Here is a 12,385-nt window from a genome sequence, read left to right on the forward strand (position 1 = left end):
TGGAAGCTTACTAGCCTACAGCCAGCTGGCCTCTCTCGCTATTGCCAAGTGTGTCGGTTGTTATGGGAATCTAGGATTTTATTTCAGCATCTAAACTCATTCTGGCATTTCCTGCATTGACCCTACGCAGTGCCATCTTAGGAAATTTTCTCTCGAGATAAACGCCGGGGCCTCAGGCTGGTTATGAGTGCTGCTTGGTTTTTCCGTATCGAACTGAATTTCTGGGCATTGATTAACCAGCTACCAATGGGCTTTGATCCAAGGATGCTAATCGGACCTTTTATATCCTTGCTAACTTTTGCTATATTTCTAATTCCTCTGACTTTCTTAGCATTTTACTTTTGATAAAAGAAGGTAGTCATCGATATAGCAAGAATACAATATTTGTAAGCCTTTGATTGATCACCGAAATCACCATCACAGGATCGTTTGCAGCAATCTTGTATATAGGGCCACCTAGACAGCTTCCATTTAGATAGAAACACAATAAATTGATTGAAATCAGGGCTACAAGCGCATTTATCGAGCGCCAATTTAGCCCGGATCATTGAGCGAACTTTTGATAAAGAACTATGAGCCAATAATACTCATTGCTCCCCCATAAGAGAGAAACTTGCCAATGGCAAACATGCTCACCTTTGAGAAAAAATAAGACTTTTTGATTTTATTGTATAAGAATATCGACGATAAGAAGTATCGCGTAACGAGGGAAAATAAGAGACTCTAACAACCTACTTATTCAACCAGTCATCCAAAGCAGCCAGTATCTGATGCCGATAGGGCTGGGTTTCATTGATCATCTGGTGACGGGCACCGCGAATCAAAACTCTATGACAGTGCGGAAAGCGGTCGCGGATAGCCCGCATGTCGTAACGCCAATCGACCGTACCATCACCAGTACCTTGCACCACCAATATTTTTCGGGGATTGCGCGCGGTCTTGGGAAAGGTCTTGATCCAGTCCACCATAGCACCGAGCCAGCACATGGAAATCACCCTGGACTGCAGAGGATCACGTAGGGCCTGCCGCCGGGAAAACTCGGCATCGTGCGTATTGATGGTGAATTCGCGACTGGGTTCGCTAATAAACAGGCGCCCCAGATAATACTTCCACTTAACCAGATGCCAGTTGGCCGGGCGCACCAATGGAGCCAGTAGAAAAACCTTATCCAGTGGTTGCCGGCGACTGAACTGCAGGTGCGCCAGTAAAGCTGCGCCACCAGTGCTCTGTCCCAAGGCGTGCCAGGGCTTGGGTAACTTGCCTTCAGCTACAGACAAAAGCCGGTCAAATACCTGGCGGTATTGCAGGAAAGTCTGGATGGCGACCCGCTCTCCACTGGAAAGGCCATGGCCGGGGAAGTCAAAAATCACCACATTGAGATTGCGCTCTAGCCCAAAGCGGATCGCCGGGCCATAAATACCGGTATGATCGAAATAGCCGTGACAAATAAACAAGGTGCCGCGGGGGTTTTCCACTAACCAATATTGAGATACCAGCTCAAAGCCCGCTGCATTAAAAGTGCCGACCCCGGTTTTATAGGAAAGGGGGAAGTGCAAGTCGTAAAAATTTCGATAATCTTGCATCTCGGTCAACAGCGGTGCCGCATCGTTGGAAAAGTCGAGTTGCGGCAATTTCTGGCGCAGGGCCGAGTAGTCCGGGCGCTGAATCACCGGGCTGTTTTCGTAGCTGCTAATGTCTTGCAAAGTTTCCATTGAACCAATGGTACTGCATTTTTGCCAAGGGGGAAGGGACAGGGTGAGGCAAAGGTACTTTAAACTACAAAAAGGCGGGCCCCAGGCCCGCCTTTCATACGGCTAAAAGACAGTAACCACTTACTTAATTTGCGGCTCCAGCTCTCCCGCAGCATACCGCTGACTCATAGCGTCAAGGCTAAGAGGACGAATCTTGCTCGCCTGACCCGCAGTACCAAAGGCTTCATAGCGCGCTACACAGATATCCTTCATTGCCATCTGGGCGGCTTTATAAAACTTGCGCGGATCGAATTCGGACGGATTCTCGGCCAGGAAGCGACGGGTTGCACCGGTTGAGGCGAGGCGCAGATCGGTATCGATATTGACCTTGCGCACACCGTATTTGATGCCTTCACAAATTTGCTCTACCGGTACACCGTAAGTTTCGGGGATTTCACCACCGAACTCATTGATTACCGCCAACCACTCCTGCGGTACGGAGGAGGAACCGTGCATCACCAGGTGGGTGCCTGGGATACGAGCGTGAATCTCCTTGATGCGATCAATAGCGAGAATATCACCGGTTGGTGGGCGGGTGAATTTGTAAGCACCGTGGCTGGTACCACAGGCGATTGCCAGAGCATCCACTTTGGTTTTTTGTACGAAGTCCGCAGCTTCTTCCGGATCGGTCAGTAGCTGATCATGGGACAGCTTACCTTCGGCGCCAACACCGTCTTCTTCTCCGGCCATACCGGTTTCCAGGGAACCCAGACAGCCCAGCTCACCCTCAACGGAGACACCACAGGCGTGGGCCATGTCCACTGCGCGCTGGGTAACCTCGACGTTGTACTCGTAGGAAGCCGGCGTCTTGCCGTCATCTTTCAAGGAACCGTCCATCATTACCGAACTGAAACCCAGCTGGATTGAGCGCTGGCACACGGCGGGGCTGGTACCGTGGTCCTGGTGCATCACCACCGGAATCTCCGGAAACTCCTCGATTGCGGCGAGGATCAGGTGGCGCAGAAAAGGCGCACCGGCGTATTTACGCGCACCGGCGGAAGCCTGCACGATTACTGGCGAGTCGGTCTCTTTGGCCGCCTCCATAATCGCGCGCATCTGCTCCAGGTTGTTCACGTTAAATGCCGGCACACCGTAGCCATACTCGGCGGCGTGGTCCAGCAATTGGCGCAGGCTGATAAGAGCCATAATAAATTCCTTTCTCGTCTACTCGTCGTATTTGTATTTTTTGCTTTTATCACTCTCCGCGGTTAGCGGAGAGCATTATTCGATATTTAATCGTCGGCGCGGGACTCAAGAATCGCAACGGCCGGTAGTTTCTTGCCCTCAACATATTCCAGGAAGGCGCCGCCGCCAGTGGAAATATAGGACACCTTATCGGCGATGCCATATTTATCCACAGCGGCAAGGGTGTCACCGCCACCGGCGATGGAGAAAGCATCGCTGCCGGCGATGGCCTTGGACAGATGCTCAGTGCCCGCACCAAACTGGTCGAACTCGAACACCCCCACCGGGCCATTCCAGATAATGGTTTTGGCGCCTTTCAGAATTTCTGCCAATTTCTCGGAAGATTGAGGGCCGATATCAAAAATCATATCGTCTTCGGTCACCGCATCAGCCGACTTGGTTTCGGCTGCAGCGGTCTCGCTGAATTCCTTACCCGTCACCACATCAACAGGTACCGGAATATCGCACTTCTGCATCAGGCTCTTGGCGGTGTCGAGCAAATCGTGCTCACACAGGGACTTACCCACCGGTTTGCCGCTGGCGGCGAGGAAAGTATTGGCAATACCGCCGCCCACGATCAACTGATCCACTTTGTCTGCCAGGCTCTCAAGAACGGTGAGCTTGGTGGAAACCTTGGAGCCGCCGACAATCGCAACCAGTGGGCGCGCCGGCTCTGCCAGAGCTTTTTTCAAGGCATCCAGCTCGGTGGCAAGCAGGGGGCCGGCGCAAGCCAGCGGTGCGAACTTGGCCACACCGTGCGTAGAGGCCTGGGCCCGGTGGGCGGTACCGAAGGCATCCATCACGAACACATCGCACAGTGCCGCATAGGCCTTCGCCAGGTCTTCGCTATCTTTCTTCTCGCCCTCATTGAAACGCACGTTTTCAAGCAGAGCTACCGCGCCATCCGCAAGCGCTACCCCATCGCGCCACTCCCTGATCAGAGCCACTTCGCGACCGAGCAGTTGCCCCAGGTGGGCCGCTACGGGAGCCAGGGAGAATTCCTCGGCATATTCACCTTCGGTGGGGCGCCCCAGGTGGGACATCAATAGCACTTTCGCACCTGCATCAATGGCGGCCTGGATAGTGGGAAGTGCCGCACGGATACGGGCGTCAGAGGTTACCCGGCCGTCTTTTACCGGTACATTCAGGTCCTCGCGAATTAGTAGGCGCTTACCCGCAAGCTCCAGATCTGTCATCAATTTGACCGCCATTCACCAATCCTCTTCTACTTCGATTAACTGAAAATATGGGCGCGGAGTATATCAACTGCGCTGCACTGCTGCCGACAGGAAACAAGGAAAAACTTGGCAGACTCAGCGATAAAAACTGAGAAAGCTGGGCGTTCAGATCGCTGTAGTTCATCGAGTACGGCCGCGGACACCAAATGCCAACTTCAACCCCTACTACCCGCATAAACCGACGGCATGCTGTGCAGCATCGTTATCCAGTCGGGCCTTAGAGACTTATGTGCCACTTGGTTATTCCCCCTCGAGCGTGACTGCTTGGTGAGCAACAGCCCGGCCACACCCTCTCCTTGTATAACTCATTGATACAAAAGTTCTTTTCGCATAAATACCACACCGCTAGAATCGCGGCCCCTTCCCCAAAAGCACAACTCGACAAGACCGGAAAAGTGCCACGGCACCGACGGATTGACTAAGGAGGTCTCTTACGTATGGAACCATCGGATAGCGATATTGTTTTTCAAAGTTACGGGCGCTGCTGTAACAGCGAGGATTTTTTTAAGGATTTTTACGATCGGTTTATGGGTAGCTCCGCTGATATCCGCGAACTGTTCGCCAATACGGATATGAAAGCCCAGCGCCACCTACTGCGCAATGGCATTATGCAACTGGTGCTTTACGCCCGCGGTATGTCCGATACCAAACTACGCGCTCTGGGCAAGAGCCACGACCGCACGGGCTACAATATCCGACCGGAGTGGTACCGCCTGTGGCTGGATGCCCTGATGGCCACTCTGCGACAGCACGACAGCCAATTTTCCCCGGAAGTCGAGGCCGCCTGGAACCGTGCCATTACCCCCGGCATTGATATCATTCGTCAGGCCTACTGAGCATCCTGCCAAACATTAGAGGGAGCCTGACGCGCACAAACCCATGTGTTTGCCATGTGCTCCTTCAATCTATATAAAACCTTTTCAGTACAGCCAAATTAAACCTATGAGATATAACTTGGAATTATGGTCCCAGGTAATGCTCGAAAAGGAATGGCAACTCGCAAAAGGCGAATGTCTTTACGGACATTCATAACGGGCAGTTCACATTGCTGGTTCTCTCTGGATAGAGCCTGATCGAACGCCAGAACTATGGATTAATTGACAAGGACCTCCTATGAAACCAGTACGAAAGTACAGCTTGCTTCTAGCACTGTCTCTGGCGATATCCGCCTGCGGTGAAGCGCCGTTAGATCGAAAACGCTCACAAAATGAAACCGATTCCACTTTAATCTCAACGGCCAATACCAAAGCCCCACTTTCTATTGATTACGAAAAGTTCACTTTGCCAAATGGTCTTCGCGTTATCGTTCATGAGGATCACAAGGCCCCGATTGTTTCTGTCGGTGTTTGGTATCACGTGGGCTCCAAAGATGAAAAGCCAGGGCGCACCGGCTTTGCCCATTTATTTGAGCACTTGATGTTTAACGGATCGGAAAATTACAACGACGAATATTTCAAACCTTTTGAGCGAGCTGGTGCAACCGGAATGAATGGCACCACTTGGCTGGACCGCACAAACTATTTCGAAACCGTACCAAAAAACGCCCTCGATATGGCCCTGTGGATGGAATCCGATCGAATGGGGCACTTGCTCGGAGTTATCACCCGGGAAAAACTCGATGTGCAACGCGGCGTTGTACAAAACGAAAAACGCCAGGGACAAAATCAGCCCTACGGCAAGGTCTGGGAGCGCATGCAAAAAGCGATATTTCCCGCAGGCCACCCCTACTCCTGGACCACTATAGGGTCTATGGAAGACCTCAATGCCGCAACTATTGAGGACGTGCATGAATGGTTTAAACAGTACTATGGCGCCGCCAATACCGTGCTGGTACTGGCTGGTGATATCGATGTAGAAACTGCCAAAGATAAGGTAAACCATTACTTTGGAGACATCCCCGCCGGGCCACCCTTAATCAAGAAAAAAGCCTGGATTGCCAAGCGGGAGCAATCCACCCGCGAACAGATGTTTGACCGTGTTGCCCAACCCCGCCTTTATAAAGTCTGGAATACCCCCAACCTTGCCCACAAAGATGCCAAAGCGATTGCTCTGGCTGCCTCAATACTCGGCGATGGCAAGAATTCACGCCTCTATGAGCGCCTTGTTTATAGGGATCAAATAGCCACCAACGTCAGCGTTGGGCTGCATGAGTTCGAACTCTCCTCCATATTCCCCATTACTGCCGACGCCAAGCCGGGAGTGAAACTTGCCGAGGTTGAAGCAGCAATTAAAGAGGAATTACAACGCTTCCTCAAAGAGGGCCCTTCTGCGGATGAATTAGCCCGCGTTAATATGAATGAATACGCTGCTCTCGTGCGCAACCTTGAGCAGGTGGGCGGCTGGAGCGGCAAAGGGGTCCTACTCGCCCGCGGTGAGCTCTACCTGAATAACCCCAATGCCTATTTGGATGCCTTGGGTGATAAGCAAAAAATCACCGCCGAGCAAGTGCGAGCGGCTGCACGGAAATGGCTATCCAGCGGTGATTACAACCTCGAGGTGCTCCCCTTCCCCGAATACAGCGTCGCGAAAAGTGGAGCTGACCGCTCCAAACTCCCTGAAACAGGCACTTTCCCTAGCGTGCCTTTCCCCAAGCTACAAACCACAAAGCTATCCAATGGACTGAGAGTGGTGCTGGCGGAACGCCACGCGGTTCCGATTGTGGATATTCAGCTACAGTTTGATGCCGGTTATGCGGCCGACCAGGGTAACAAACTGGGCACCTCCAGCTACGCCATGTCCATGCTTAAAGAGGGCACGAATAAATGGGATGCGCTGGAGATTAGCGCTAGAGAGGAAATGCTGGGAGCGCGTATCAGCGCAAGTGCGGATATCGATACCTCTACGGTTAGCCTCAATACACTAAAAAACAATCTCGACGATTCCGTAGCGCTATTCGCCGACATCGTTATGCACCCAGCCTTTTCTGAGGATGAAATAGAGCGCAAGCGAACGCGCTGGATCGCAGATATTCAGCAAGAAAAAACCCGCCCAGTGCAAATGGCGCTGCGCAGCTTGCCCCCACTGCTCTATGGTGAGGGCCACGCTTACAGCGTGCCATTCACCGGGTCCGGGACCGAAGCCTCGATACAATCCCTCAACCGCGATGATCTCGTGGGTTACCACCAAACTTGGCTGCGCCCTGACAATGCCACTCTGATTGCCGTCGGTGACATCACCTTGGAAGCGTTAACACAAAAACTGGAAAAGCACTTTGCCGACTGGGCAGCACCTGAGCATCCACTTCTCCAGAAAAAACTCACCGAGGTAGCCCACCCCCAGCAAGCCAATATCTACCTGATCGATAAACCCGGAGCCGAACAAAGTATCATTATTGGCGGACTGCTCGCGCCCTCAGAGAAAATCGTCGAGCGCGATGCGCTGCATATGATGAATGATATCTTCGGCGGAACTTTTACCGCGCGCCTCAATATGAACCTACGCGAAGATAAACACTGGGCTTATGGCGCCTATTCCTTTATGACGGGCGCCAAGGGGCAGCAACCGTTGATGATTTATGCCCCAGTACAGACCGACAAAACCAGTGAATCCCTGGTCGAGCTATACACCGAGTTACGCGCCTATATCAGTACCAAACCTGCGCAGGAAAGTGAGCTGCAAAAAATCAAAGAGAAACGAATTAATGAATTACCAGGCAGTTTCGAAACGATTAAAGCGGTATCCAGCGCAATCTCAGGCATGATTACTTACGACCGCCCTCTGGACTACATGGATAGCTATGCAAATACAATCCACAATATAGACCTACCCACCATTCACAAAATGGCCCTAAATACGATAAAACCCGAACAATTTACCTGGGTAATTGTGGGCGACAAACGAAAAATTGAGGCGGGAATTAGCGCACTTAATATTGGCCCAATCATTGAACTCAACCACGCTGGGCAGCCCATCGAAAAAGCAAGCATTAATTAAACACTATTAAACAAACCCAGGCGTTTCACCAAACGTCTGGGGTTTGTCAAATACCCAATAGATTATCCCCAAGTAAGACTTTATATATTTTCCCTTCTAAATTGAACGCCCGCCATACAGAAACGATTGCGCGCCACAATCTCTCAATGAAAAAACCGCCAATTTTTTATAAAGATGTAATTCTGTAATTTCTTAAATAAAAACAGTGTTTTTTATTTCTCTAAAACTAAAACATTGTTATTTTCCCCAACGGGGAGGGGCGGGATTTACTTCCTGAAGGGATTTTATCCTCCTCAAAAAAATAAAATAACATCTGTTAAGGAGTAACTTATGAAAAAGGTCCTTTCAATCTTTGCCAGCAGCGCCCTGGCTTTTAGCCTTGCAGCCACGGCCACTGCCGAAGACAAACGCTATATTGTCACCTTTAAGGAAGGCAAGGGGGAGATGGTCGGATCTCTGCTGCAACAAAATGGAGGGCGCAAAGCCCTTGAAATTCGCAACCACAATGCCATGGCCGCCCACCTGCCGGCAAAGGCGCTAATGGCAATGCGCAGGAATCCAAATGTTGCTTTTATCGAAGAAGATTTGAAACGCTACCCCCTATCCCAGGAAATGCCGTACGGTATTCCCATGGTACAAGCAGACCAACTCAGTGACCTTCAGGCAGGTAACCGCACCGTATGTATTATTGACTCCGGTTACGATTTGGCCCACGAGGACCTCTCCGGTAATGCGGTTACCGGTAGTAGCGATCCCGATGGTGCCGGTAACTGGTACGAGGATCAAAATGGTCACGGCACCCATGTGGCCGGCACCATCGCCGCAATGAATAACGACGCAGGTGTTGTAGGGGTAATGCCCAGCAGTAATATTAACCTGCATATCGTCAAAGTCTTTGGCGCTGATGGCTGGGCTTATTCCTCTTCGCTAATCGCCGCTGCGGAAGAGTGTGCGGCCAATGGCGCCAATGTAATCAATATGAGCCTGGGGGGCGATCGGGCCAACTTCTTCGAGAGACGCGGCTTCGACAATCTCAATCAACGCGGCATTCTCTCAATTGCCGCAGCGGGTAACGATGGTAATACTCGCCATAATTACCCCGCCTCTTACAATTCCGTTGTCTCCGTAGCCGCCATCGACAGCGACAAAAAAGTCGCTGGCTTCTCTCAAAAAACAAATCAAGTTGAGCTGGCCGGACCAGGGGTTCAGGTACTCTCCTCCATTCCTACTGGCAGTGGCCAGGCTGCTACCTTAGAAGTAGCCGGCGCTGAGGTCGAAGCGGCGGCCATAACAGGTACTCCCATCGCAGCGATCAGTGGAGCGCTGGAGAACTGTGACACCGCCGAATCTGCATGCGTGAGCGCGGCCGGTAAAATCTGCCTAATTCAACGCGGGAACATCAGCTTTGCGGAAAAAGTGCTGAACTGTGAGGCCGGGGGCGGCATTGGCGCGATTATCTACAACAACGAACCCGGACTACTGTTCGGTACTCACGGAAGTGTGGCAACACATATTCCCTCCGTAGGCATCTCCGATACCGATGGCAATGCCCTACTGTCGCAACTGGGCGCCAGTGCCACCATTGAGACAGAGGCGATGGATTATGCCTACTTTAATGGTACCTCCATGGCGACACCCCATGTTGCCGGCGTGGCCGCCCTGGTATGGAGCCACTTCCCCAACTGCAGTAACTCTGAGGTCCGCGCAGCCTTAAAGGCTACGGCAGAAGATCTTGGAGAAACAGGCCGCGACAATGCCTATGGTCATGGGCTGGTTCAAGCCAAAGCAGCTTTTGACTATCTGGCTGCCAACGGTTGCACCGGCTCCATTTAACAGCACTGTAATCCGCGGGTAGAGAGCCAGCGCTCACTACCCGTCGCGTACCGGGCAATTGCGCCCGGTACGCGTGGCAAACTCTCTCGTCCCCCCTCAACCTACTGAAAAACTGTTTTCCGGCAAAATGTTCTTGCTCACCAGCTGCTCCAGCACACCGCCGCACTTCTCCCGGAGGGTATCCCTGATCAGGCGCACAGTGGGTGTAATCGACTGCCTGCCGGGACAGACTAACCAGAGCTCCGTACGCTCCGCTTGATACCCCCCCATCACCGCCACAACGGTGTTTTTCAGTAAATCTCTCGCCATATCCAGGCTCGACTTAACTGCCAGCCCACGTCCAGCGACACACCAGCGCCGCACTAGATCCCCATCGTTGGAAGCGCGATCCCCATGCATACGAACTCGAAATAGCTGCTCTCTGGCGGTGAACTCCCAATTATTGTGCACAATATCGTGTAACTGATAAAAAAGGCCGTTATGCCTCGCCAAATCATCGGGGTGCTTGGGAGTTCCATGGCGCGCAAGATAATCGGGCGCGGCACAGAGTAATCGCGGTGAATCACATATTTTGAAACCATAGAGATTACTATCTCCAGGGGGACCATAGCGCAGGGCCACATCCACCGGATCCCGATAAAAATCCACTTGGCTATCACTGATATTGACTTTCAAATAGATTCCCGGATACAGATCCTGAAAGGCATCCAGCCAGGGAACCACAAGGTTGCGCCCCAGGTCCGAAGACAAGCCTATACGCAGCTCTCCGGCGAGCTCTGTGGTGTCCGCCTTCAAATCCTGCTTCGCCAAAACCAGGGTGAGCAACGCTTCCTCACATTTTGGAATAAAGCGCTCGCCTGCCGCTGAAAGACGTAACTGCCGGGTCGTGCGAATAAATAGGTCTGCCCCCAGAGCACGCTCGACACGCTTGATGGCCGCACTCGCTGTCGCAGTGCGCATATCCAAACTAGCCGCAGCGGCGGTGATACTGCGAAATTCGGCTACTTTAAGGATCACATTGAGATCTTCGATCTGCATATTATCAATTATTTTTTGATAAAGAATCAAAGATTGTAACGTTTTTGAATTGGTAATCTACGTCTAAAATGACTGCACTCTATCCAAGAGACAGGCAAGGGTGAAATGCCCCGATGGCTGCTGTTCGGCTTACTCCGACTCGTTTGGATAACCTACATATAGCCCCAACCAACAGGACATAAGAGGAATCGAGGATGAGCAAACTGACTATTGTGGCAAATATCAAAGCCAAGGCCGATAAGGTCGATCTGGTGAAGTCAGAACTTCTTAAACTGATCGACACCACGCGTGCGGAAGACGGTTGCATCAGCTATAACCTGCACCAGGACAATGATAACCCAGCACATTTCCTCTTTTTTGAGAATTGGGAGAGCCGCGATCTTTGGCAAACCCATATGAACAACACCCATCTAAAAGAATACATGCGGGCAACCGATGGAGCCGTTGATGTGTTTACTCTCAATGAAATGAGCGAAATAGAGAACTAAGCCTGATCTCTACCAAAAGCCGGGAATACCCGGCTTTATCAATCTGAAAAACAGTAAAAAGCCCTAACCATTGAAATATCTGGCGTAAGGATAAGACGGATTACGAAGAATCCTTTGACTGCAGCAAATCATCCAGCTCGCTCACCCGCTCATTGCCCAGATATAGCTGCTTCAAGGCTTTTAATGCCTTTTCCCCAATAAACATCTCAGAACTCTTGCGGGTCAGCAGAGTTGCCTTATCAGTACCGCCCAACAGGCCCTCGGGCTCCTCAAGCGCCCGTATCTGAAAGCGGTGATGTAAAAACTGCGGATGCCAAAGGGGGATCACGATCCACTCTCCAGAATTAACCGCCTCCTTGAAACGCCCAAAGCATTCAGTCTCAGTCCCTGGTCGGAAATAATATCCAGCATCCCCTAGTCAGTAGGCATCGATCATTTTGACAGAAAAACGGCTGATACCCGCGCCCGGGTTGATGCCCTGAATACGCTGGCTCATTTTCTCTAACACTTCTGGTTTTAAAAGATCACCGACGGCACGAATCTCCTCTGCCGGGATATGCTCTGGAACTCCCCAAATACAAAAAGGCTTATACAGCACGGTTAATTTGCGAACAACATGCTCCATCGGGGTGAGATACTTTTGATGGCTAGCGGGGAGCCAGGCCGACACCAGCATGTCCACTTGGCCACTACCCAACATTGAAAACATCACTTCATGTGAGGCGGTATACCGCTGCACTCGATGTCCAAAATCCTATAGGATTTTTTCAACCTCTCTGGCACTAGCATCGTGAAAACTGAGGTCTATATGACCAACGCGTATTGGTCGCATCACCATCACTTTAAAAAATAAAAACAATCTACAGTTCATTCTGCCAAATGGGCATCTACCAATCAGACAATGATACCCATGGGTCTC

The 12,385-nt window shown here is 51.3% G+C and carries 8 protein-coding genes and 1 pseudogene; 4 read left to right on the top strand and 5 right to left on the bottom strand.

Features of this window, described 5'->3' with window-relative positions; genetic code table 11:
* Positions 1-731: 731 nt before the first annotated feature.
* From Q1A69_RS11715 to Q1A69_RS11725, 3 genes are all read right to left on the bottom strand, one after another.
* Positions 732-1,712, bottom strand: a complete 981-nt coding sequence (locus tag Q1A69_RS11715; protein WP_299585464.1) for an alpha/beta hydrolase — start codon at positions 1,710-1,712, stop codon at positions 732-734.
* Positions 1,713-1,832: 120 nt separating this feature from the next.
* Positions 1,833-2,897, bottom strand: coding sequence for a class II fructose-bisphosphate aldolase (fba, locus tag Q1A69_RS11720; RefSeq protein ID WP_299585466.1), 1,065 nt, complete (start codon positions 2,895-2,897; stop codon positions 1,833-1,835).
* An 86-nt stretch (positions 2,898-2,983) separates the two neighbouring features.
* The gene (locus Q1A69_RS11725; protein WP_299585468.1) at positions 2,984-4,147 is read right to left on the bottom strand and encodes a phosphoglycerate kinase; all 1,164 of its coding nucleotides are present in this window, start codon (positions 4,145-4,147) and stop codon (positions 2,984-2,986) included.
* A gap of 464 nt (positions 4,148-4,611) precedes the next feature.
* On the opposite strand from Q1A69_RS11725, the gene Q1A69_RS11730 reads away from it, so the two are divergent.
* The 3 genes from Q1A69_RS11730 to Q1A69_RS11740 all read left to right on the top strand — a co-directional run bounded on the left by Q1A69_RS11730 (position 4,612) and on the right by Q1A69_RS11740 (position 9,940).
* Positions 4,612-5,010 carry a globin gene (locus Q1A69_RS11730; protein ID WP_299585470.1) on the top strand — a complete coding sequence of 133 codons (399 nt, stop codon included), beginning with the start codon at positions 4,612-4,614 and terminating at the stop codon, positions 5,008-5,010.
* Between the two features lie 277 nt (positions 5,011-5,287).
* Entirely contained in the window at positions 5,288-8,107 is a 2,820-nt protein-coding gene (locus Q1A69_RS11735; protein ID WP_299585472.1) for a pitrilysin family protein, read from the top strand.
* Positions 8,108-8,437: 330 nt separating this feature from the next.
* Positions 8,438-9,940, top strand: coding sequence for a S8 family serine peptidase (locus Q1A69_RS11740; protein WP_299585474.1), 1,503 nt, complete (start codon positions 8,438-8,440; stop codon positions 9,938-9,940).
* Positions 9,941-10,036: 96 nt separating this feature from the next.
* Here Q1A69_RS11740 and Q1A69_RS11745 read toward each other — a convergent pair whose 3' ends face one another.
* A complete protein-coding gene (locus Q1A69_RS11745; protein WP_299585476.1) occupies positions 10,037-10,978 on the bottom strand; it encodes a LysR family transcriptional regulator in 942 nt (313 codons plus the stop codon).
* Positions 10,979-11,172: 194 nt separating this feature from the next.
* On the opposite strand from Q1A69_RS11745, the gene Q1A69_RS11750 reads away from it, so the two are divergent.
* Entirely contained in the window at positions 11,173-11,466 is a 294-nt protein-coding gene (locus Q1A69_RS11750) for a putative quinol monooxygenase (RefSeq protein ID WP_299585478.1), read from the top strand.
* Between the two features lie 100 nt (positions 11,467-11,566).
* On the opposite strand, the pseudogene Q1A69_RS11755 reads toward Q1A69_RS11750, so the two are convergent.
* Positions 11,567-12,205: pseudogene (locus Q1A69_RS11755) on the bottom strand (glycine betaine ABC transporter substrate-binding protein).
* Positions 12,206-12,385: the final 180 nt, after the last annotated feature.

The sequence above is a fragment of the uncultured Microbulbifer sp. genome, from assembly GCF_947498635.1.
Classification (GTDB): Bacteria; Pseudomonadota; Gammaproteobacteria; order Pseudomonadales; family Cellvibrionaceae; genus Microbulbifer; species Microbulbifer echini.